This is a genomic window from Alicycliphilus denitrificans (genome assembly GCF_044792555.1).
GTDB classification, from domain to species: Bacteria; Pseudomonadota; Gammaproteobacteria; order Burkholderiales; family Burkholderiaceae_C; genus Alicycliphilus; species Alicycliphilus denitrificans_A.
Window position 1 is genome coordinate 2,413,498 of the sequence record NZ_CP126238.1, and the last position, 21,518, is coordinate 2,435,015.

18 protein-coding genes, 1 tRNA gene and 2 pseudogenes are annotated in these 21,518 nt (G+C 66.6%); 10 read left to right on the forward strand and 11 right to left on the reverse strand.

What is annotated here, in order from left to right; all coding sequences use genetic code 11:
- Window positions 1-63: 63 nt before the first annotated feature.
- The 3 genes from P7644_RS11480 to P7644_RS11490 all read right to left on the reverse strand — a co-directional run bounded on the left by P7644_RS11480 (window position 64) and on the right by P7644_RS11490 (window position 2,894).
- Window positions 64-1,395: an HD-GYP domain-containing protein gene (locus tag P7644_RS11480; protein ID WP_404299223.1), complete on the reverse strand. Its 1,332-nt coding sequence runs from the start codon at window positions 1,393-1,395 to the stop codon at window positions 64-66.
- Window positions 1,396-1,540: 145 nt separating this feature from the next.
- Window positions 1,541-2,179, reverse strand: coding sequence for a 3-oxoacid CoA-transferase subunit B (locus P7644_RS11485; protein WP_404299225.1), 639 nt, complete (start codon window positions 2,177-2,179; stop codon window positions 1,541-1,543).
- A 4-nt stretch (window positions 2,180-2,183) separates the two neighbouring features.
- Entirely contained in the window at window positions 2,184-2,894 is a 711-nt protein-coding gene (locus P7644_RS11490) for a CoA transferase subunit A (RefSeq protein WP_404299227.1), read from the reverse strand.
- A 68-nt stretch (window positions 2,895-2,962) separates the two neighbouring features.
- Here P7644_RS11490 and P7644_RS11495 point away from each other — a divergent pair, with 68 nt between their 5' ends.
- The 6 genes and pseudogenes from P7644_RS11495 to P7644_RS11520 all read left to right on the forward strand — a co-directional run.
- Window positions 2,963-3,508 (forward strand): LuxR C-terminal-related transcriptional regulator, encoded by a 546-nt coding sequence (locus tag P7644_RS11495; protein ID WP_404299229.1) that lies wholly within the window; start codon window positions 2,963-2,965, stop codon window positions 3,506-3,508.
- 155 nt (window positions 3,509-3,663) lie between these two features.
- Window positions 3,664-5,010, forward strand: coding sequence for an amino-acid N-acetyltransferase (argA, locus tag P7644_RS11500; protein WP_404299232.1), 1,347 nt, complete (start codon window positions 3,664-3,666; stop codon window positions 5,008-5,010).
- Between the two features lie 146 nt (window positions 5,011-5,156).
- On the forward strand, window positions 5,157-5,516 hold the full coding sequence (locus P7644_RS11505; protein ID WP_404299234.1) for a DUF2946 family protein: 360 nt from the start codon (window positions 5,157-5,159) through the stop codon (window positions 5,514-5,516).
- Between the two features lie 143 nt (window positions 5,517-5,659).
- The gene (locus P7644_RS11510) at window positions 5,660-7,888 is read left to right on the forward strand and encodes a TonB-dependent receptor (RefSeq protein WP_404299236.1); all 2,229 of its coding nucleotides are present in this window, start codon (window positions 5,660-5,662) and stop codon (window positions 7,886-7,888) included.
- A 16-nt stretch (window positions 7,889-7,904) separates the two neighbouring features.
- Window positions 7,905-9,125 (forward strand): annotated as a pseudogene (locus tag P7644_RS11515) (PepSY-associated TM helix domain-containing protein); the annotation flags it as partial.
- Window positions 9,126-9,377: 252 nt separating this feature from the next.
- Window positions 9,378-9,689, forward strand: a pseudogene (locus P7644_RS11520) (PepSY domain-containing protein); the annotation flags it as partial.
- Here P7644_RS11520 and P7644_RS11525 read toward each other — a convergent pair.
- The 7 genes from P7644_RS11525 to P7644_RS11555 form a co-directional block, all read right to left on the reverse strand.
- Window positions 9,686-10,141 (reverse strand): disulfide bond formation protein B, encoded by a 456-nt coding sequence (locus tag P7644_RS11525; RefSeq protein WP_404303187.1) that lies wholly within the window; start codon window positions 10,139-10,141, stop codon window positions 9,686-9,688. The pseudogene P7644_RS11520 and the gene P7644_RS11525 sit on opposite strands and share 4 nt — an antisense overlap.
- A 94-nt stretch (window positions 10,142-10,235) precedes the next feature.
- Window positions 10,236-11,363 carry a sulfate/molybdate ABC transporter ATP-binding protein gene (locus P7644_RS11530; protein ID WP_404299238.1) on the reverse strand — a complete coding sequence of 376 codons (1,128 nt, stop codon included), beginning with the start codon at window positions 11,361-11,363 and terminating at the stop codon, window positions 10,236-10,238.
- Window positions 11,364-11,574: 211 nt separating this feature from the next.
- Entirely contained in the window at window positions 11,575-12,465 is an 891-nt protein-coding gene (cysW, locus tag P7644_RS11535; protein WP_404299240.1) for a sulfate ABC transporter permease subunit CysW, read from the reverse strand.
- Window positions 12,462-13,331 carry a sulfate ABC transporter permease subunit CysT gene (gene cysT, locus P7644_RS11540; protein ID WP_404299242.1) on the reverse strand — a complete coding sequence of 290 codons (870 nt, stop codon included), beginning with the start codon at window positions 13,329-13,331 and terminating at the stop codon, window positions 12,462-12,464. The genes cysW and cysT overlap by 4 nt, the downstream gene beginning before the upstream one ends.
- Before the next feature lie 4 nt (window positions 13,332-13,335).
- A complete protein-coding gene (locus tag P7644_RS11545; protein WP_404299245.1) occupies window positions 13,336-14,343 on the reverse strand; it encodes a sulfate ABC transporter substrate-binding protein in 1,008 nt (335 codons plus the stop codon).
- Between the two features lie 104 nt (window positions 14,344-14,447).
- Window positions 14,448-14,675 (reverse strand): hypothetical protein, encoded by a 228-nt coding sequence (locus P7644_RS11550; RefSeq protein WP_404299247.1) that lies wholly within the window; start codon window positions 14,673-14,675, stop codon window positions 14,448-14,450.
- A 178-nt stretch (window positions 14,676-14,853) separates the two neighbouring features.
- A tRNA-Gly gene (locus P7644_RS11555) sits at window positions 14,854-14,927 on the reverse strand.
- Between the two features lie 199 nt (window positions 14,928-15,126).
- On the opposite strand from P7644_RS11555, the gene P7644_RS11560 reads away from it, so the two are divergent.
- From P7644_RS11560 to P7644_RS11575, 4 genes are all read left to right on the forward strand, one after another.
- Complete coding sequence (locus P7644_RS11560) at window positions 15,127-15,801, forward strand: TetR/AcrR family transcriptional regulator (protein ID WP_404299250.1); 675 nt, start codon at window positions 15,127-15,129, stop codon at window positions 15,799-15,801.
- A 46-nt stretch (window positions 15,802-15,847) separates the two neighbouring features.
- Window positions 15,848-16,558 (forward strand): protein-L-isoaspartate O-methyltransferase, encoded by a 711-nt coding sequence (locus P7644_RS11565; RefSeq protein WP_404299252.1) that lies wholly within the window; start codon window positions 15,848-15,850, stop codon window positions 16,556-16,558.
- A 26-nt stretch (window positions 16,559-16,584) separates the two neighbouring features.
- Window positions 16,585-16,923 (forward strand): rhodanese-like domain-containing protein, encoded by a 339-nt coding sequence (locus P7644_RS11570; RefSeq protein ID WP_404299255.1) that lies wholly within the window; start codon window positions 16,585-16,587, stop codon window positions 16,921-16,923.
- Window positions 16,924-17,198: 275 nt separating this feature from the next.
- Window positions 17,199-18,548, forward strand: a complete 1,350-nt coding sequence (locus P7644_RS11575; RefSeq protein WP_404299258.1) for a TolC family outer membrane protein — start codon at window positions 17,199-17,201, stop codon at window positions 18,546-18,548.
- Window positions 18,549-18,782: 234 nt separating this feature from the next.
- Here P7644_RS11575 and P7644_RS11580 read toward each other — a convergent pair whose 3' ends face one another.
- The gene (locus P7644_RS11580) at window positions 18,783-21,488 is read right to left on the reverse strand and encodes a GNAT family N-acetyltransferase (RefSeq protein WP_404299260.1); all 2,706 of its coding nucleotides are present in this window, start codon (window positions 21,486-21,488) and stop codon (window positions 18,783-18,785) included.
- Between the last annotated feature and the right edge of the window lie 30 nt (window positions 21,489-21,518).

Here is a 21,518-nt window from a genome sequence, read left to right on the forward strand (position 1 = left end):
CAACTGTCGTCTGCGGCCAAGCGGCGCTTGGCCTGCCGACGAAAGGACAAAAGCCCGTGTGCCTCAACCACCTGCCAGCCGCGCCGCGCAGGCATTGCACCATTGCACTACGACAATGTCGCCCACATCCTGGCTGTCCTGCAATTGGGGCCAGCGGCCGTGGATGAAGTCGACGATGCTTTGCAGCTGCCACAGGGCCTCGCGTCCCAACAGGGCCAGCTCGACCAGGCCTTGTGCATCGTCTTGCAGAAACTCCAGTACCTCGGCCAACTGCCGGGGGTGCGAGCCGGCCTCGAACAGCGTTTTTTGCAATGCCGCCAAGCGCTGCGCCACAAGGGCACAGGCCCGCTCGGACGGCGGCTGCGGCGCCCCTTGCGGCAGGCCGGCGCAATGCCTCTCCCAATCGTCAAAGGCACTGGACAGCAGCCCTATGGTGCGCTGCACATCCTCCTGCGTGACCTGCATGTCGGACTGCATGGCCCGGCTCTGCAGCACCGGCAGCACATGGGCCACCAGATCCGCCGGGAACTTGCGGTGATTCAACCTCAGCGTCAACGACAGGCGCTGGGCAGCCGCCTCTCGGGCGTACTTTGCGAAGATGGCATCCATCACCTCGGCCAGCAGCAATATCTGTCCCATGCGAGAAATCTGTTCGCCTCGCAGGCCGCGCGGATAGCCGCTGCCGTCCATGTATTCATGGTGCTCAAGCACCGCCCGCTCCACAGAGCGTGGATAGACATTCCGCTCGCGGACCATCAGCATGGCCGTGACCGGATGCACCAGGAGCTGCTTGCGCCCCGCCCCGGTCACCTTGTGTGCCTGATCGTGCCAGACGGGGTCCATGTGCATGACGCCGATGTCGTGCAACAAGGCCGCAGTGGCCAGGGGCACGCATTCGCGTTCGCTCCATCCGCTCTTGATGCCCAGGTACACGGCCAGCAGCATCATGCGCACGCTGTGGCTGAACAAGGCCGGATGCTGCTCGCGCATGACCGTGAGCTTGAAGGCGATGGTCGACGGCAGCAATATGGCGCGTATGGGGGCGAGCAAGCTGTCGGGACTCATGCCGTCGAGCGCATGCACCAGCAGGCAGGCCAGGGTGTCGCTTTCACATTGCGCGCCGGCCATCTGTACCAGGGACTGGACGCTGACCATATCCTCCACGGCCAGCTGCTCTTCGATATTGCCGCGCAGCTTGTGCTTGACGAGCCGGTCATAGAGCCGGCTGTCCACGCGCACGCCTTTGTCCACCAGTTTGATGCCCCGGTCGCTGTAGAGGGCCTCCTGAGTAACCACGCCGCGGCGCTCGGCCATGTCGGTGAGAGCGCGCAGATAGTGGCGGTTGTCGCCGGCAGCATCTGCAGCCGCGGCAGGGCCGATGTCGGGGGGATTCATGCGGGAGAGGCTGGAGATGTTCGCAAGTGTCACGGGCGACTATACGGCCCTTTGCCCCCGCGCAAATGCACGAAAGCCGGGCATTCCTCCCGGCTTGGCGCATGGACTTGCTCCGCCCCGCATGGCGGGAGCGGCCCTCAAGGGATCAGCGCAGCAGCGTCACGCCGGTCTTGGACTGGATGTCCTCGAAGCTCACGCCCGGAGCCAGCTCGACGAGCCTCAGGCCCTGGGGCGTGACGTCCATCACGCCCAGGTCGGTAATGATGCGATCCACCACGCCCACACCCGTGAGCGGCAGCGTGCACTCGGGCAGGATCTTCAGGTCGATCGTGCCGTCCTTTTTCTTGGCCACATGCTCCATGAGCACGATCACGCGCTTGACGCCGGCCACCAGATCCATGGCGCCGCCCATGCCCTTGACCATCTTGCCGGGGATCATCCAGTTGGCCAGGTCGCCCTTTTCGCTGACCTGCATGGCGCCCAGGATGGACAGGTTGATCTTGCCGCCGCGGATCATGGCAAACGACTGGTCGCTGCCGAAGATGGACGAGCCGGCGATGGTGGTCACCGTCTGCTTGCCGGCGTTGATGAGGTCGGCATCCACCTGGTCCTCGGTCGGGAACGGGCCTATGCCCAGCATGCCATTCTCGGACTGCAGCCACACTTCCTTGTCGCCCGTGTGGTTGGCCACCAGGGTGGGAATGCCGATGCCGAGGTTGACGTAGAAGCCGTCTTCGAGTTCTTTGGCCGCGCGTGCGGCCATCTGGTCTTGGGTCCACGGCATGGCTTCAGTCTCCTTTTTTCTCGGTCAGGGTGCGCTTTTCGATGCGCTTTTCGGGATGGGGGTTGTGCACGATGCGGTGCACGTAGATGCCGGGCAGGTGGACTTCATCGGGCACCATGGCGCCGGTCTCCACCACCTCCTCCACCTCGACGATGCAGATCTTGCCGGCCGTGGCGGCCGCGGGGTTGAAGTTGCGCGCCGTCAGGCGGAACTGCAGGTTGCCGCTCTTGTCGGCGCGCCAGGCCTTGACCAGGGACACGTCGGGCACCAGCGAGCGCTCCATCACATAGGTCTCGCCGTCGAACTCGCGCAGCTCCTTGCCCTCGGCCACGATGGTGCCCACGCCGGTCTTGGTGAAGAAGGCCGGGATGCCCGCACCACCGGCGCGCAGCTTCTCGGCCAGCGTACCCTGGGGCGTGAATTCCAGCTCCAGCTCGCCTGCCAGGTACTGGCGCTCGAACTCCTTGTTCTCGCCCACATAGGAGCTGATCATCTTCTTGATCTGGCGCGTCTCCAGCAGCTTGCCCAGGCCAAAGCCGTCCACGCCGGCGTTGTTGGAGATCACGCTAAGGTTTTTCACGCCGCTGTCCTGCAGCGCATCGATCAAGGCCTCGGGGATGCCGCATAGGCCGAAGCCGCCAACGGCCAGCAACTGGCCATCCGCGACGACGCCCTTGAGCGCCTCGGCCGCCGAAGAATAAAGCTTGTTCTTCACTACCGTCTCCTGAAGTACTAAGGGGGATGCGCTACGATACTACGTATCTGATTAAGTAGTATTCCCTAATGGATGTCCTTGACTACCGCCTGGCCTTCGAGATGGCCCCCGTGGGCCTGGTGATTTCACGCAACCGCACCATGGTGGACTGCAATCGCCATGTGTGCGAGATGTTCGGCGCCTCGCGTGAGTTGCTCATCGGCCAGTCCTTCCAGGTGCTCTACCCCAGCGCTGATGAGTACGAGCGCCTGGGCGCGCGCATGGCACCCATTCTCAACGCCCGGGGCTATTACGCCGACAGCCGCATCATGAAGCGCGCCAATGGCGAGGCCTTCTGGTGCCATGTCTCGGGCCGCGCGCTCAACCGCGAAGACCCGCATGCCTCTGGCATCTGGAGCTTCGAAGACCTGAGCGCCCAGCGCCCCGTGAAGGCCGAGCTCACGGCGCGCGAGCGCGAGGTGGCCGCACGCTTGCTGGAGGGCATGACCTCCAAGGAAATCGGTCGGGCGCTGGACATCAGCCACCGCACGGTGGAGATCTACCGCGCACGGCTGATGCGCAAATACGGCGCATCCACGGCGGCCGACCTGGTGCAGAAGCTCCTTACTTGCTGAAACGCTGAAAGTCTTTTGTCCACATTCGAGTCGGCGACATGCGGCCGGCCCGCAGCCGCTACACTGGGCGCTGCGCTTGCAGGCGCCGCTGCCACCACCGGAGTGGCATGGGGCCGCAGGCGTTTTTTCTTCGCTTCTGCCTGCACCGCACACCCATGTCTACGGTCTTCAACTTCACCTTCGTGCCCTGGTTCCGCTCCGTGGCGCCGTACATCCACAAGTTCCGGCACCAGACCTTCGTCGTGGGGCTGACGGGTGAGGCCATCGCCGCGGGCAAGCTGCACAGCATCGTGCAGGACCTGGCCATGATCCAGGCCATGGGCGTGAAGATCGTGCTGGTGCACGGTTTTCGCCCGCAGGTCAACGAGCAGCTGGCCGCCAAGGGGCATGCCGCCAAGTACTCGCACGGCATGCGCATCACCGACCCGGTGGCGCTGGACTGCGCCCAGGAGGCCGCGGGCCAGCTGCGCTACGAGATCGAGGCTGCCTTCAGCCAGGGCCTGCCCAACACCCCCATGGCGGGTGCACGCGTGCGCGTGATCTCGGGCAACTTCCTCACGGCGCGGCCCGTGGGCATCGTCGATGGGGTGGATTTCCAGCACACGGGCCTGGTGCGCAAGGTGGACGTGGCGGGCATACGCCGCTCGCTGGAATCCGAGGCCATGGTGCTGATCTCGCCGTTTGGCTTCTCGCCCACGGGCGAGGCCTTCAACCTGGCCATGGAGGAAGTGGCCACGCGCGTGGCCAGCGAGCTCAAAGCCGACAAGCTCCTGTTCCTGTCGGAGGTGCCAGGCATACGCACGCGCCCCGACGATCCCCCGGGCGAGGACAACCCCATAGACACCGAGCTGCCACTGGCCCATGCGCGCCAGCTGCTCACGCGCATGCCGGCGGCGCAACACCCCACGGACGCGGCCTTCTACCTGCAGCACTGCGTGCGCGCCTGCGAGCACGGCGTGGAGCGCAGCCACATCATCCCCTTTGCCGTGGATGGCGCATTGCTGCTCGAAATCTACGTGCACGACGGCATCGGCACCATGATCGTGGACGAGAAGCTGGAGGAACTGCGCGAGGCCACGGCCGACGACGTGGGCGGCATCATCCAGCTCATCGAGCCGTTCGAGCGCGATGGCACCCTGGTCAAGCGCGACCGCACCGAGATCGAGCGCGACATCGCCGCCTACACCGTGATCGAGCATGACGGCGTGATCTTCGGCTGCGCCGCGCTCTACCCCTACCCCGAGGCCGGCACGGCCGAGATGGCGGCCGTTACCGTTTCGCCCAGCAGCCAGGGCACGGGCGATGGCGAAAAGCTGCTCAAGCGCATAGAGCAGCGCGCGCGCATGCTGGGGCTGTCGAGCATCTTCGTGCTCACCACGCGCACCATGCACTGGTTCATCAAGCGCGGTTTCTCGCCCGTCCCCCCCGACTGGCTTCCCGAGGCACGCAAGCGCAAGTACAACTGGGACCGCAAGAGCCAGGTACTGGTCAAGAAACTTTAATCATTTTGACCTACAAGCCAATACCAGAGCGCGCCAATAACTATTAATAACATAGCAAACAGCCGCCTGTTACCCATCCTTGCCGGGTATGCCGAAGCGGACAAGCATGGGCCGCACCCGGGTCGCTGGCGGGTATGATCACAAACATGAAGATGCCCCGAACCTTTTCCGCTCTGCGCCTGTGGGTGCTGGCATGGTTCATGGCATCGCTGGGCGTGACCAGCGCCGCGCCCATCGTGCATCCACAGTCGATGCAACTGATCTGCTCCAGCACCGGCACCATCATGCTGCTCATGCAGACCGATGACGGCACCGTGGAAAAAATGGGCAGTTCCGGCATGGACTGCCCGCTGTGCTCCCTCGCAGGCGCACCGCCAGCCGCCGCAACCGGCACGGTGATCCCGCCCTTGCCCCTGGCCCACGCGCTGCGGCCCATCGAGGCGGCGCGCATCGCCGCCGCCACCGCCGCGCCGTTGCCGGCGCGCGGCCCCCCCACGCTCTCCTGACCCCCGCCCGTCCGGCCCGACCGCTGCGCCACCTGCGCTGCGGCAGGTCCGCATGGCCATGGCCGCATGCCGCCTTGCCCACCCCGGGCAGGCACTCGCTGCGACATGGCATGCCTTCGCGTTATCCGTCAGAGAGAGTTTTCATGATCCGTTTCACCGCCCCCGCAGGCGTGCCAGCCATGCGCACCCACGCCCCATCGTTCCGCCTGTCTCCGCTATGCGCCAGCCTGCTGGCGGGCCTGACCCTCGCGCCCCTGGGCGCCTTGGCTCAGGGCAAGGTCACCGAGGCACCCGCCCTGCAAGCCATGGAGGTGGTCGATGCCGCCCCCGCCCCCAACGGCCGCATCAACCTCGACACCCCGGTCGAGACCGGCAGCCGCCTGGGGCTGACGCCGCGCGAGACGCCAGCCTCCGTCACCGTGGTGGACCGCGCCACCATCGAGGCGCGCGGCGCCCAGGACACGCAGGAAATCCTGCGCGCCATCCCCGGCGTGACCGCGCACAACGCACCGGGCAGCATAGGCGTGAGCTACCGGGGCTTTGGCAGCGGCTCCATCGGCCAGATGTTCAACGGCATCAGCGTGCAGTATTCGATCGCTGCGCGCCCCGTGGACAGCTGGATCTACGACCGGGTCGAGGCCATCGGCGGCCCGTCGAGCTTCTTGTTCGGCTCGGGCGCCGTGGGCGGTTCGATCAACTACATCACCAAGACGGCCGAGCGGCACGATTTCTCCGAAGGCCAGCTGCGCCTGGGCCAGAACAACCTCAAGGAAGTATCCCTGGGCCTGAACCGGCGCATCGCCGGCAGCGACAACGCGGCCGGCCCGCAGCACTTCGCGCGCATCGACCTGAACCACCGCGATGCCGGCAACTGGGTGGAAGGCATGCACACGCGCTCCACGCAACTGGCCACCTCGCTGCTGTCCGACCTGGGCGGCGGCCTCACCCACACGTTGGCCTACGAGTACCAGAACGAGCATGTCGACCGCCCCTACTGGGGCACCCCGTTGCTCAACCCGATGGCGGGCGAGCTGCGCATCGATCCGCGCACGCGCTTCGCCAACTACAACAGCGCCGATGGCCTGTACGCCCAGCGCGTGCAGTGGCTGCGCTCGGTCACGCAGTGGCGCGCCTCGGACGCCCTGGAGCTGCGCAACACGTTCTATGCCTACGACGCGCTGCGCGACTACCGCAACGTCGAAACCTACCGCTTCAACACCTCCAACACCCAGGTGATCCGCTCTGGCGCCTACCTGCAGCGCCACGACCACGAGGTGGTAGGCGACCGCGTCGAGGGCACCTACAAGGGCAGCATCGCCGGCCGCAAGAGCGACTGGGCCTTTGGCCTGGACGTGAGCGTGAACCGGCAGACGCGCTTCCCCAATAGCTTGGCAGGCACGGTGAGCACGGTCGACCCCTACCGCTTCGCCACGGAGAACTTCTTCGACATTCCCGGCATGGCGCCCGGCTTCAAGCCCGATCGCGACAACAAGGTCACCACCACCGCGCTGTACCTGGAGAACCGCACCGCCGTGGCGCCCCGGTTCAATCTCATCACCGCCCTGCGGCACGAACGCATCGACCTGGACCTGACCAACCGCCGCGCCGTCACGGCCGCCATGCCCGCCACCTACAGCCGGGGCTACAGCCCGACCACGGGCCGCATCGGCGTGGTCTGGGACGTCGCCCCGGGTGCCAACCTCTACGCGCAGTATTCCACCGCCGCCGATCCGCCGTCCGGCATCCTGTCCACGGCCTCGTTCGCCGACGTGATGAACAACAGCGAGCTGACCACCGGCCGCCAGGCCGAGGTGGGCAGCAAGATCGACTTCTGGGGCGGCAAAGGCACGGCCACCCTGGCGCTCTACCAGATCACGCGGCGCAACATCGCCACGCAGGACCCGAACAACCCGGGCATGACCCTCCTGGTGGGTGAGCAATCGTCCCAAGGCGCCGAACTGTCGGTGGGCCTGCGCCCATCGCCGCGCTGGCAGTTGCAGGCCAACCTGACGCATGTGGACGCGCGCTACGAGAACTTCATGCAGGGCGGCGTGTCGCTGGCCGGCAAGGAGCCCACCAACACCCCGGCCACCGTGGCCAATCTGTGGGTGGGCTACGCCATCACGCCCCAGCTCCAGGCCAGCGCAGGTGTGCGCCATGTGGGCAAGGTGTACGCCAACGCGGCCAACACGCAGTGGCAGTCGGCCTACACGCTGCTCGACCTGGGCCTGGCCTGGAAGATCAACAAGACCAGCACGCTGACCGGCCGCCTGCGCAACGCCACCGACCGCGTCTATGCCGCCAACCTGAGCAGCCAGGCCTACCTGGGCGCGCCGCGCACCGCCGACATAACGCTGCACGTCGCCTTCTGAGACACCGGAGGCTCCCATGGTGCATGCCAAACGCTGGCTGTTCCTGCTCCACCGCTGGCTGGGCGTGCTGCTGTGCGCCTTCTTCGCCATGTGGTTCATCTCGGGCGTGGTGATGATGTACGTGGGCTACCCCAAGCTCACGCCGGCCGAGCGGCTGGAACACCTGCCGGCCTTGCGCGCCTCCCCGGTGGCGCTGGAGCCCGCGCAGGCGCTGGCGGCGGCCGGGCTGCGTGGCCCGCTGCAGGACCTGCGCCTGGCCGTGGCCAGCGCCGGCCGCCCCGTCTATCTGGCCACGCCCGCGCACGAGGCACCCGCTGCAGGCGGCAAGAACCGCCGGATGCCGCGCCCAACCGCCATCATGATCGATGCAGAGAGCGGCGCGGTGCTCGCCGGCGTGGACCCGGCCCATGCCCTGGCCAGCGCTGGCGCCTATGCGGGCGCGGGCGTCGCCACCACCCATGAGGGCCAGGTGGACGAGGATGCCTTCACCCACTCGCGCGCGCTCGACGCCCACCGGCCCCTGCACCGCGTGCGGCTGGAAGACGGTGCGGGTACGGTGCTTTATGTCTCCGGCAAGACCGGCGAGGTGGTGCGCGATGCCACGCGCACCGAGCGCATCTGGAACTACGCGGGCGCCTGGATCCACTGGCTCTACCCCTTCCGGGGCAATGTCTTCAACGCCTACTGGGCCGACATCGTGAACTGGCTGTCCATCCTGGGCATCGCGGTGACGGTGCTGGGCACCGTGGTCGGCGTGATGCGCTGGCGCTTTTCCGGCAGCTACAAAAGCGGCAGGCGCTCGCCCTACCCCGGCGCCATGATGCGCTGGCACCACATCGCGGGCCTGCTGTTCGCGGTCATCACCTTCACCTGGATCTTCAGCGGCCTGATGTCGATGAACCCCTGGCGCGTCTTTGACAGCGGCGCCGCGCCGCTGCGGATGGAGGCCATGCACGGCGGCCCGCTCACCCTGCCCGAGCAGCCCGCCAGCGTGCAGGCCCTGCTCGCCGCCGCACCCTTTGAGGTGCGCGAACTGCGCTGGACGCGCACGGCAGGCCACACGCTGGTGCAGGCGCTGGCGCCCGGCCACAGTCCCGTGCTGCTCGACGCGGCCACAGCCAACGCCCATCACTGGAAGCAGGGGGAACTGGAGGCGTCGGTGGCCAGGCTGCTGCCCGCCCCGGTGGAGCGCATCGACACACTGCGGGCCTACGACAGCTACTACTACACACGCGAGGCCCACGCTGCGGATGTTTAGAGGCCATGGGCGGGGGGGCCAGCGTGCAGTCCCTGTGCCGCACCCTTTGAGGTTGCGCGAACTGCGCTGGACGCGCACTGCAGGGCCTCAACCTGGTGCCAGGCGCTGGGGCCCGGGCCCAACAGTCCCGTGCTGCTCGATCGGGCCACATCCAAACGCCCATCACTGAAGGCAGGGGGAAATGGAGGCGTCGGTGGCCAGGCTTGCTGCCCCGCCCCGGGGGAGCGCATCGACACACACACCATGGGCGGCGGCACCGAAAAGCCGCTGCCCGTGCTGCGCGTGGTGTTTGGCGACGCGCAGGCCAGCTGGGTGCATGTGGACCCGCACACCGGCACGGTGCTCGGCCGCATCGACAGCCACCGGCGCATCTACCGCTGGCTGTTCGGCATGCTGCACAGCTGGGACTGGCTGCCACTGCTGGCCCGCCGCCCGCTGTGGGACAGCGTGCTGATCGTGCTGAGCCTGGGCGGCACAGCCATGAGCCTGACGGGTGTGGTGATCGGCTGGCGGCGCCTGCGGCTCAAGTGGGGCAGGCGCTAAACCTGGCCCCTGCGCAGCAGCAGCACCAGCAATACCAGCCCAAACAGCGTGAACCAGAGGAACGACCAGTTGGCGATGGAGCCGCCCAGGAAGGTCCAGTCAATGGCGGTGCAGTCTCCCGAGCCGCGGAAGATCATGGGAATGGCGCGGCTCAGGGAGTAGTTTTCGATCATGCCGTAGAAGTCGCGCCCACAGGTGGCCACCTCGGGCGGGAACCACTGCAGCCAGCTTTGGCGCGCGGCGGTGAAGGCGCCAAAACCGGCCAGCCCCAAGGCCAGCACGCCCCAGCTCATCCACCAGCCTTTTTGGGCTCTAGCACTTGCCAGTCCTGCGCAGACAGCTACACCAATGAGAGCATAGCGCTGCACGATGCACATGGGGCAAGGCTCCAGGCCCACCACATGTTGCAGATACATGCCAAAGGCCAGCATGGCCACACAGACGGCGCTCATCAGCGCCAGGGTACGGCGCGGCGCGCCGGCTATCGCGTTCAACAGCAATTTTTTTCCTTGTAGGGCCGGTCCCGATGCCCAAGGATTGCAGGGCTCAGATGCCGGCGGCTTCGTCCAGAAATACCTTCATGCGGCGCGGTGTCACCACCAGCATCTCGCCCTCGCGCAACCCCATCTCGTGGAATTGCTGGGCCGGGATCTGCGCTTCGATCAAGGCCTCAGGGGCCGCATTGTCCGCCGATTGGGTACTGCCTTCGGGAATTAGTTCCAGCCGCGCGATCGGCCCCACGACGATGGCGCGCTCGAGCTGCACCACGATGCCGCGCGGGCGGCCATGGGCGTCGAGCGCCTGGCCCGGTGCATAGCGCTGCACGTCCAGGTCGTGCGGGCGCACATAGGCAAAGGCCTGGGTGCCATCGGCATGCCGGACCTCTGGGCTGTCGAGCTGCATGCCCTCTTCCAGGTGAATGCGGCCATCGTTGGCACGGCCCTTGAACAGGTTCACATCGCCCAAAAAGCCGTAGACGAAGGCGCTGGCCGGGTTGTCCCACACCTGCTGGGGCGTGCCCTGCTGCTCGATGCGGCCCTGGTTGATGACGACGACGCGGTCGGCCACCTCCAGCGCCTCCTCCTGGTCGTGCGTGACGAAGATGGACGTGACATGCAGCTCGTCGTGCAGGCGGCGCAGCCATCTCCTGAGCTCTTTTCTGACCTTGGCGTCCAGCGCGCCGAAGGGCTCATCGAGCAGCAGCACCTGGGGCTCCACGGCCAGCGCGCGCGCCAGGGCGATGCGCTGGCGCTGGCCGCCCGAGAGCTGCGAGGGGTAGCGCTCGGCGATCCAGTCCAGTTGCACCAGCTTGAGCAGATCCATCACCTTCTGGCGGATCGCGCTTTCCGCGGGCCGCTCCTTGCGCGGCTTCATGCGCAGGCCGAAGGCCACGTTGTCGAACACCGTCATGTGGCGAAACAGCGCGTAGTGCTGGAACACGAAGCCCACGCCGCGCTCGCGCACATGCACATCGGTCTGGTCTTCGCCGGCAAAGTGGATGCTGCCGGTGTCGGGCGTCTCCAGTCCGGCAATGATGCGCAGCAGCGTGGTCTTGCCGCAGCCGGACGGCCCCAGCAGCGCGATCAGCTCGCCCGAGGCGATGTCCAGGCTGACATCGCGCAGGGCCTGGAAGCTGCCGAACTGCTTGCTGACGTTGCGGATTTCAATGCTCATGATTCAATAGCTTTCAGCGCTTGCTGGATAAGGGCTACTATGTGTTTTTTCCTGATTAGCGACATGCCTAAGACAGCACTCGGTCAACAAACGCCACGTCATTCCGGCGAAAGCCGGAATCCAGCGGTTTGAGTGCTGCGAGGCTCCTGGATTCCGGCTTTCGCCGGAATGACGGTGATCTGCGGCATGTGCCTAATCAGGTGTTTTTGCTTCAAACCGGGCGCTCCGGCGGCAAGGCGGCGGCCTGCTGGCGTTGCTGCTCGTTCTTCCACTCGGCCACCGTCTTGATGACCAGCGTGACCAGCGCCAGCAGCGCCAGCAGCGAGGCGGCGGCGAAGGCCGCGACCGACTGGTACTCGTTGTAGAGAATCTCCACATGCAGCGGGATGGTGTTGGTCTGGCCGCGGATATGGCCCGAGACCACCGACACCGCACCAAACTCGCCCATGGCACGCGCATTGCACAGGATCACGCCGTACAGCAGGCCCCACTTGATGTTGGGCAGCGTGACATGCCAGAAGGTCTGCCAGCCGCTGGCGCCGAGCACGATGGCGGCCTGCTCCTCGTCGTTGCCCTGGGCCTGCATCAGCGGGATCAGCTCGCGCGCAATGAAGGGGAAGGTGACGAACACCGTGGCCAGCACGATGCCGGGCACGGCGAAGATGATCTTGATGTCATGCGCCGCCAGCCAGGGGCCGAACCAGCCGTTGGCGCCGAACACCAGCACGTACATCAGGCCCGCCACCACCGGCGAGATGGAGAACGGCAGGTCGATCAGCGTGGTCAGGAAGGCCTTGCCCTTGAATTCGTACTTGGCGATGCACCAGGCCGCCGCCACGCCGAACACCAGGTTCAGCGGCACGGCGATCACGGCCGTGAGCAGCGTGAGCTTGATGGCGGACCAGGCGTCGGGCTCATTCAGGCCCGCCAGATAGGCAGCCACGCCCTTGCGCAGCGCCTCGGTGAACACGGCCGCCAGCGGCAGCACCAGAAACAGCGCCAGGAACACCAGCGCGGCGCCGATGAGCAGCCCGCGTACCCAGGGCGCCTCGGTGGTGCCGGCCAGAGGGCGGCGTGTGGCGGGGGTTGCGCTCGCACTCATGCCGGCATCCCCGCATGGCGCCGCTGCCAGGCCTGCAGCGCGTTGATGACCAGCAGCATGACGAAGGAGAAGAACAGCATCACCACGGCCACGGCGGTGGCGCCGGCCACGTCGTATTGCTCCAGCTTGCCGATGATGATCAGCGGCGTGATCTCCGACATCATGGGCATGTTGCCGGCGATGAAGATCACCGAGCCGTATTCGCCGATGGCGCGCGCAAAGGCCATGGCAAAGCCGGTGAGCAGCGCCGGCATGATGGCCGGCAGGATGACGTGGCGAAAGATTTGCCAGCGCGTGGCGCCCAGGCTGGTCGCCGCCTCTTCCAGCTCCTTCTCGCCGTCCTCCAGCACCGGCTGCACCGTGCGCACCACGAAGGGCAGGCCGATGAAGATCAGCGCGATCACCACGCCGTTGGGGTTGAAGGCCAGCTGGATGCCCAGCGGCTCGAAGTACTGGCCCACCCAGCCATTGCCCGCCAGCAGCGCCGTGAGCGAGATGCCGGCCACGGCCGTGGGCAGGGCGAACGGCAGGTCCACCAGCGCATCCACGATCTTCTTGCCCGGGAACTGGTAGCGCACCAGCACCCAGGCAATCAGCAGCCCGAACACCAGGTTCACGCAGGCGGCGATGAACGAGGCGCCGAAGGTCAGCCGGTAGGACGCCAGCACGCGCGGCGCCGTCACGGCCTCCCAGAACTGCGGCCAGGTCATGGTGAAGGTCTTGAGCAGCAGTGCCAGCAGCGGGATCAGCACGATGATGCTCAGATAGAACAGCGTGTAGCCCAGCGTGAGGCCAAAGCCGGGCAGCACGCGCTTGGGCGCACGCCTGGCGGAAAGCTGGGCGGTGCCCAGCGCAAGCGCGCTCATAGGATTACTTGCCGGGTTGATACAGCTTGTCGAACTGGCCGCCGTCGTTGAAGTGCACCTTCTGCGCCTCGCTCAGGGAGCCGAAATACTTGGCCACGGCGAACTGCTGAATGGGCTTGAATTGGTCGGCGTGCCGCTTCAGCACCGCCTCGGAGCGCGGGCGGATGGCATGCCGGGCGGCGATTTCCTGCGCCTCGTCGGAATACAGGTAGTCCAGATAGGCCTTGGCGAGCTCTGCCGTGCCCTTCTTGGCCACGGTACGCTCGACGATCGCCACCGGGTTCTTGGCCGTGATGCTCACCGAGGGATAGACGGCATCCACCTTGCCCTTGCCAAACTCGCGCTCCACCGACACCACTTCCGATTCAAAGGTGATCAGCACATCGCCGATGTTGCGCTGCAAAAAGGTGGCCGTGGCATCGCGCCCGCCCTTGGCCAGGACCGGCACATTCTTGTACATCTTGGCGACAAACTCCGCCGCCTGGGCGTCGCTGCCGCCCTTCTCGCGCACGCTGCCCCAGGCCGCCAGGTAGGCGTAGCGGCCATTGCCGCCGGTCTTTGGGTTGACGACGATGACCTTGACATCCGGGCGCACCAGGTCGGCCCAGTCCTTGATGTTCTTGGGATTGCCCTGGCGCACCAGGAACAGCATGGTCGAGGTGGTGGGCGAAGCCTCGTGCGGAAATTTTTGCGCCCAGTCCTTGGCCACGACGCCGTTGTCGGCCAGGAACTGCACGTCGGTGGTGGTGTTGAAGGTCACCACGTCGGCGGCCAGGCCGTCGTTCACGGCGCGCGCCTGGGCGCTGGAGCCGCCATGGGCCTGGTCCACCTTCACATCCACGCCCTTGGTCTTCTTGTAGTGGGCGATGAAGGCCTGGTTGTAGTCCTTGTAGAACTCGCGCGCCACGTCGTAGGAGACGTTGAGCAGGGTGTTGGACTGGGCCGATGCCAGGGCGCTGGCGGTCAGGGCCAGGGTGGCGAAAAGGGTCTTGAGCTTGCTTGCCGATGTCATTGGTGCCTCTCCACGATGCGGGAATCGGTGGCATTGTGGAGAGGGCAACTTAAAACTCAAAAGAATATATTTTTTTAAATTTATTCAATTAAAGAATAAAGCTTTCAATCCCCGCGCGGTGCCACCGGGGGGAGGCACAGCAGGAAAAACACTCGCCACTGGGCCGCAAGGAGGGCGCCATAGGGCACGCTCTCCATCCACTCCTCCATCACCAGCGCCTTGGTGCCCAGGCCCGCCGGCGGGGCGTTCCACGCGGCATCTCCCACCGCGCCGCCAGCGCGCGCGAAGCCCCAGGCCCAGACGCCAACGGCGAGCAGCAGCAGGCCGAGCACGGCGCGACGCATCCAGCGATGGGAAGACTCGGCGCTCCCGGCCGAGGAAGTGGCATCACGAGGCATGGTTCTGAACGGCAGGCCCTGCGTGCCGGTAAAGAGTTTGAAGGGGGCGCTGCAGAAAAAGAAACAGCGCGAGGATTGAAGGTAATCCTGAAAGCGTTCCCTGCTGGGAAGCTGGAGCGGGCGATGGGAATCGAACCCACGTCTTGAGCTTGGGAAGCTCAGGTCCTGCCATTGAACGACGCCCGCAAAAGCCGCAGATTCTAGCGCACCCCAGGGCCTCGCCGCAGCGGCGTGAGCCCAAGACATCTGACAAGCAGATAGATCGACGACCTCGAAGGCGCCGATGCGCTGCTGCCGTAAAGTAAAGCAGGGTGCAAAAAGCCGCACCGGTGCAACAGCACCTTGTGGATGATTTGATGACACGCCCTAACTGGTCAGCAAAAAAATGTCTTCCTCCCCTCCCTCTTCCGCCACCCACCCCGATACCCCCGGCGCCCCCCGGCGCGGCCGCCGCAAAGAGGCGCGCCCGGGGGAGCTGCTGGACGCGGCGCTGGATCTGTTCGTCGAAAAAGGCTATGCCGCCACGCGTGTGGAAGAAGTGGCTGCGCGCGCCGGGGTTTCCAAGGGCACGCTGTTCCTGTACTTTCCCAGCAAGCAGGAGCTGTTCAAGGCCGTGGTGCGCAAGAACATCGCTGGGCGCTTTGGCGAGTGGGATCTGGAGCTTGAAGCCTACGAGGGAACGAGCAGCGAGCTGCTGCAGTACTGCTTTCAGACCTGGTGGGAGCGCGTGGGCTCTACCAAGGCCTCGGGCCTGGGCAAGCTCATGCTCCACGAGGCCAACAACTTTCCCGAGATTGCTGATTTTTATCGCCAGGAAGTCGTGGAGCCGGGGCACCGCCTGATCCGCCGCGTACTGGAACGCGGCATGGATCGCGGCGAGCTGCGCCGGCTCGACCTGGATCACGCGGTCTACCTGGTACTGGCGCCGCTGATGTTCCTCATGTTTGCGCAGCCGATCCCATCGCTGTGCATTCCCGATGCCACGCGCTTTTCGGCACCGGAGTACATCCGCCTGCAGGCCGAGAATGTTTTGCAGGGACTGTGCGTGCGCTCGGCCTAAAATCGCAGGTTTATCCGACCACAGTGACCGCCTTCCGGAGTACTCCATGAACATGCCTCTGAACACGTCCGCCGACATCCACGACCCCGTCGAGCAGGCCCGCTACAACATGGTGGAGCAGCAGATCCGTCCGTGGAACGTGCTTGACGCCGGCGTGCTCAGGCTGCTGTCCAGCGTGCGCCGCGAAGACTTCGTTCCGCCCTCCTACCAGGGCCTGGCCTTCATCGACACGGAAATCCCCCTGAATCCCGACGTGGAGCAGGCCGAACGCCTGGGCCAGGTGATGCTGGCGCCGCGCGTGGACGCCCGCATGCTGCAAGACCTGCAAGTCAAGCCCACCGACCGCGTGCTCGAGATCGGCGCCGGCTCGGGTTATATGGCCGCCCTGCTGGCCGCCAGCGCCGAGCGCGTGGTGACGCTGGAGATCGACCCCGACCTGGTCGAGTTTGCGCGCGAGAACCTGCGCAGCGCCGGCGTCGTCAATGCCGAGGTGCGCCAGGGCGACGGTGCGCGCGATCCCATTTCCGACGGTCCCTTTGACGTCATCGTGCTCAGCGGCTCCGTGGCCGAGGTGCCGCAAAGCCTGCTCGCGCTGCTGCGCGACGGCGGTCGCCTGGGCGCCTATGTGGGCCATGCGCCGATGATGCGCGCCACCATCGTGCGTCGCCAGGGCGAGCGCTTTGAGACCAGCCAGCCCTGGGATGTGGTCGTGCCGCGCCTGCGCCACTTCCCCGAGCCCTCGTCCTTCAAGTTCTGACCTCTCCCGCACCTGGAGTCGCCTGCATGATCGACCACGTCCGTCCCGCGCAACTCGCCGACTGGCTCCTGCTCCATGGGGCCGGCCAGCCGCTGGTGCTGGACGTGCGCGAACCCTGGGAGCTGCAGACCGCCAGCGTCACCGCGCACGGTTTCGAGCTCGTCGCCATCCCCATGGGCGAGCTGCCGGCGCGGCTGGGTGAGCTTGACCCCATGCGTCCCACCGCCTGCCTGTGCCACCACGGCGTGCGCAGCCTGCGGGTGGCCGGCTTTTTGCTGCAACGCGGCTTTGACAGCGTGGCCAACATCACGGGCGGCATCGACGCCTGGACGCGCGAACGCGATCCAGCCGTGCCCCTGTATTGAACCCAGAAACAGCAGTTGACCGCTTGCCATCTTCGCGAGAGCCGCATGGACATTGACTTTCACTGCTTCGTTGGCCCTCACCGGTTGGGTGAGCGCGCTACACACTTGCCAGCACCGCGCTCAGGGCGTCATGCAGCATTGCTCCTCCTTGCCTGCCACCCCGATCACGGCACTGGCAAGCGCGTCCAACTGCCGTTTCTAGGTTGAAGTCACATCAAGACCAGCCCGGGCCTGCGGCAGGGATACTCAAGCTACCACAAACCCTCCACAACGCCATGAAAGCATTGCCGCGGCTGTTCTCCTTCACCCTGACCATGAGCGCCCTCTACGCCCTGGTGGCGGCAGGCCCGGCGCAGGCGCAAAGCCTTTCTGCCTTGATGGAGCAGGCCCGCAGCTATGACGCCAGCTGGCAAGCGGCCCAGGCACAACTGCGGGCGGCAGGCAGCCGCGCCGAGCAGGCCCGCGCCGGCCTGTTGCCCAGCGCCGCCCTCACGGGTGGCGTGAACTACACGCGCACCGACATGACGCGCGCACGCCTGCCAGAGGTGAGTGTCGACGGCCCCGCGCAGACCCTGGGCCTGCAGGCCTCGCAGCCCCTGTACCGCCCGGCCAACCGCATCGGCTTCGAGCAGGGGCAGCGCGGCATCGATTTTGCGCAGGCACAGCTTGACGGCGCCGAGCAGGACCTGCTGATCCGCGTGACCCAGGCCTACTTCGACGTGCTGGCCGCGCAAGACACGCTGACCTTTGTGCGAGCGCAAAAGGCCGCCGTGGCCGAACAGCTCGCCGCCGCCCGGCGCAACTTCGAGGTCGGCACCGCCACCATCACCGATGAGCGCGAAGCCCGTGCCCGCCACGACCTGGTCACCGCCCAGGAAATCGCCGCCGAGAACGATCTGCACGTCAAACGCCTGGGGCTCGACCAGGTGGTGGGCCGCGCCGGCATCACCCCCCTGCCCCTGGGGCAGCCCGTGCAACTGCCTGCCGTGCAACCGGCCGAGGTGGAGCACTGGGTGCGCAGCGCCGAACAGCACCAGCCGCAGGTGCGCCAGGCCCAGATTGCACTGGACGTCGCCAGGCTCGAGACCGCCAAGGCCGAAACCGGCCACCTGCCCACCGTGGAGCTGCAGGCCGGCTACAACGTGCAGCGCACGCCCAACGGCAGCGTGCTCATGCCCGGCGTCAATACGCGCACCAACGCCGCCAGCGTGGGCGTGGCGCTCAACCTGCCGCTGTTCGCCGGCTTTGCCGTACAGAACCGCGTGAAGGAAACCCTGTCGCTCGAAGACAAGGCCCGCGCCGACCTCGACAACGCCCGCCGCACCGTGGCCCAGGCCACGCGCAGCGCCTTCTTTGGCGTGCAGTCGGGCCTGAGCCAGGTGTCTGCCCTGCAGGCGGCCGAGACCTCCAGCCAAAGCGCGCTCGACGCCAACCAGCTCGGCTACCAGGTGGGCGTGCGCATCAACATCGACGTGCTCAACGCCCAAAGCCAGCTCTACCAGACCAAGCGCGACCTGGCCGCCGCACGCTACAACGTGCTGCTGGGCACGCTGCGCCTCAAGCAGGCGGCGGGCACGCTCACGGCAGGCGATGTGGCGGCGGTGGATGTGCTGCTGGCTCGGTAATTCTGGTGGCGCCATGGGCCGCCCCCAGTTGGCATAGCACAAGTACGCATCTTTTTTGATAGCGCATTGCGCTTATCTAGCGCGGGCTTTCACTCCCTCCCCCTCTGGGGGAGGGTGGGGGTGGGGGCCAGCGGTGGTTGCCCCATCAGCCTGTGCGCCCACCTCCAGCCGGCCCCCATCCCTACCTTCCCCCAAAGGGGGAAGGAGCAAAACCCGCCCCGACTACCAGGCCTGCTACAGCTGGTGCACCACGAGCTTGAACTCCGGGTCTTCCTCAAACGTCCGCACCTCGAAGCCCAGCCTGCGCATGAGCTTGAGCATGGTGGGGTTGTTGCTCAGTACCAGGCCCTGGATTTCGGCCAGGCCCCGGTCGCGGGCCACCTCCATGATGCTGTGCATGAGACGCGAGCCCAGGCCCTTGCCGGCAAAGTCATCGGCCACCAGCAGGGCGAATTCGCAGCTGCTGTGGTCAGGGTTGGTGACGTAGCGTGACACGCCGACGATGCGCTCCTTGTAGCTGACCTCGCCCTCCTCATCCACCAGGCGCTCGCGGTGCAAGGCCACCAGGGCCATTTCGCGGTCGTAGTCGATGAGGGTGAAGCGAGCGAGCATGGACGGCGGCAGCTCGGCGATTTGCGAGACGAAGCGGAAGTAGCGGCTCTCGGGCGACAGCTCCTTGACCAGGCGCTGCACCATTTGCGCGTCGTCGGGGCGAATGGGGCGCACCAGGCATTCGCCGCCCCCGCGCAGGGGCCAGGTCTGCTCGTAGCGCGCCGGATAGGGGTGGATGGACAGGTGGTTGTAGTGGCCGGGGCCGGCGCTTTCGGTGCGGCCGCTGGCGTGGGCGGTTTCGTGCAGGGCGATGCGCGCGTCCACGGCCACGGCGCCCTGCTCGTCGACGATCAGGGGGTTGATGTCCATCTCGCGCAGCTGGGGCAGCGCGCAGACCATCTCGGAGACGCGCAGCAGCACCTGCTCCAGCGCCAGCATGTCCACGGCGGATGCGCCGCGCCATTCACCCAGGGTCTCGGCCACGCGCGAGCGGTTGATCAGGCTGCGCGCCAGGAACTGGTTCAGCGGCGGCAGCTCCATGGCGCGGTCGTTGATGAGCTCGATCATGGTGCCGCCGGCGCCGAAGGTGATCACCGGGCCAAACGGGTCGTCGCTGACCAGGCCGATGCAGATCTCACGCCCGCGGCGCGCGCGCGCCATTTTTTGCACGGTGACGCCGTCGATGCGCGCACCGGGCTTGAGGCGCGCCACGTGCTGCACCATGTCGGTAAAGGTGTCGCGCACGGCCGCGCCGTTATTGACGTTCAGGGCCACGCCGCCGACGTCGGACTTGTGGGCGATGTCGGGCGAGTGGATTTTCAGCGCCACCGGAAAGCCGAGCTGCGTGGCGATCATCATGGCCTCGTGGGCGTTGCGCGCCAGCAGGGTCTTGGTGACCGGGATGTGGAAGGCCGCCAGCAGGGTCTTGGACTCCATCTCGGTGAGCACGTTGCGGCGCTCGGCGAGCACGCTTTCGATCACCAGGCGCGCGCCCTCGATGTCGGGCTTGGCCAGCGTGGTCAAGGGCGGCGGCGTTTGCTGCAGCAGCTGCTGGTTCTGGTAGAACGAGGCGATGTTGCCAAACGCGCCCACGGCCGCTTCGGGCGTGCGGAAGGTGGGGATCTGCGCCGCGCGCAGTATCTTGCGCGCGGGCACCACGGTGGCGTCTCCCATCCAGCAGGTGAGCAGCGGCTTGGGCGCCAGGCGCTTGGCCTCGGCCAGGGCGCTGGCCACGCCTTCGGCGTCGGCTCCGGGCTTGGGCGAGAAGATGGCCAGCACGCCGTCGACCTGGCGATCCGTGAACGCGGCCTGTAGCGCCTGGGCGTAGTGCTGGGGGGTGGCATCCTCGGACAGGTCCATCAGCCCGCACAGCGATGCCAGCGAGGGCAGCTGCGGGGCCAGCTTGGCGCTGCTCTCTTGCGAGAGCAGGCCCAGATCGAGGCCGATCTCGTTCTCCCAGTCGGCCGCCAGCACGCCGGGGCCGCCGCCGTTGGTGATGATGGCCAGACGCTTGCCCACGGGCCGGTAGCGCGAGGCCAGGCATTTGGCGGCCGAGAACAGCGCCACGAAGGAGCGCACGCGCACCGCGCCGGCGCGGCGCAGCACGGCGTCGAACACATCGTCGCTGCCGACGATGGCGCCGCTATGCGTCTGCGCCGCCCGGTTGCCCGCGGGCTTGCGCCCGGCCTTGAGCACCACCACGGGCTTGGCATAGGCGGCCGAGCGCAGTGCGCTCATGAAGCGGCGCGCATCCTGTATGCCCTCCATGTAGACGACGATGCTTTGCGTGCGCGCGTCATTGGCCAGGAAGTCCAGCGCCTCGCTCAGACCCACGTCGGTGTGCGGGCCCAGCGAGATCACGCTGGAAAAGCCCACGGCATTGTTGGCCGCCCAGTCCAGGGTGGACGAGGTCAGCGCGCCCGACTGGCATACCAGTGCCAGCGAGCCCTCGCGCGCCAGCGGCCCCGCGGCGCTGGCGTTGAGCTGCAGCTGTGGCCGCTGGATGCCCAGCGAGTTGGGGCCCAGCAGATGCATGCCCTCGCGCCGCGCGATCTTGCGCAACTGCTCGGCCAGCTGTGTGTCCACACCGTTGGAGAGCACCAGGGCCGAGCGGCAGTTCATGCGCCCGGCCACCTCCAGCGCGGCGGGCAGGTCTTGGGGCGGCTGGGCGATGATGGCCAGGTCGGCGCGCGCCTGGGCCAGGTCGGCCAGGGTGCCGCTGGTGTGGATGTCGAAGAACTGCAGCTGCCCCGTGAATGGCTGCGCCGTGAGTGCCTCGCGCAGCGCACGTGCCTGGGGAGTTTGTGACTCAGGGGCATCGGGGTTGCCAGCCAGGACGATGATCGAGCTGGGCGCGAAGAGGGAGGTGAGGTAGTGCTTGTCCATCATGGTGGGGTGGATTTTGGGGTATCCACTTAT

Coding starts and splice junctions, on each gene's coding strand:
- P7644_RS11565 (WP_404299252.1), top strand. CDS start 15,848: ATGAACATGCCTCTGAACACGTCCGCCGACATCCACGACCCCGTCGAG.
- P7644_RS11495 (WP_404299229.1), top strand. CDS start 2,963: ATGGATGTCCTTGACTACCGCCTGGCCTTCGAGATGGCCCCCGTGGGC.
- argA (WP_404299232.1), top strand. CDS start 3,664: ATGTCTACGGTCTTCAACTTCACCTTCGTGCCCTGGTTCCGCTCCGTG.
- cysT (WP_404299242.1), bottom strand. CDS start 13,331: ATGAGCGCGCTTGCGCTGGGCACCGCCCAGCTTTCCGCCAGGCGTGCG.
- P7644_RS11545 (WP_404299245.1), bottom strand. CDS start 14,343: ATGACATCGGCAAGCAAGCTCAAGACCCTTTTCGCCACCCTGGCCCTG.
- P7644_RS11570 (WP_404299255.1), top strand. CDS start 16,585: ATGATCGACCACGTCCGTCCCGCGCAACTCGCCGACTGGCTCCTGCTC.
- P7644_RS11525 (WP_404303187.1), bottom strand. CDS start 10,141: ATGAGCGCCGTCTGTGTGGCCATGCTGGCCTTTGGCATGTATCTGCAA.
- cysW (WP_404299240.1), bottom strand. CDS start 12,465: ATGAGTGCGAGCGCAACCCCCGCCACACGCCGCCCTCTGGCCGGCACC.
- P7644_RS11485 (WP_404299225.1), bottom strand. CDS start 2,179: ATGCCGTGGACCCAAGACCAGATGGCCGCACGCGCGGCCAAAGAACTC.
- P7644_RS11530 (WP_404299238.1), bottom strand. CDS start 11,363: ATGAGCATTGAAATCCGCAACGTCAGCAAGCAGTTCGGCAGCTTCCAG.
- P7644_RS11580 (WP_404299260.1), bottom strand. CDS start 21,488: ATGATGGACAAGCACTACCTCACCTCCCTCTTCGCGCCCAGCTCGATC.
- P7644_RS11480 (WP_404299223.1), bottom strand. CDS start 1,395: ATGAATCCCCCCGACATCGGCCCTGCCGCGGCTGCAGATGCTGCCGGC.
- P7644_RS11575 (WP_404299258.1), top strand. CDS start 17,199: ATGAAAGCATTGCCGCGGCTGTTCTCCTTCACCCTGACCATGAGCGCC.
- P7644_RS11560 (WP_404299250.1), top strand. CDS start 15,127: ATGTCTTCCTCCCCTCCCTCTTCCGCCACCCACCCCGATACCCCCGGC.
- P7644_RS11510 (WP_404299236.1), top strand. CDS start 5,660: ATGATCCGTTTCACCGCCCCCGCAGGCGTGCCAGCCATGCGCACCCAC.
- P7644_RS11505 (WP_404299234.1), top strand. CDS start 5,157: ATGAAGATGCCCCGAACCTTTTCCGCTCTGCGCCTGTGGGTGCTGGCA.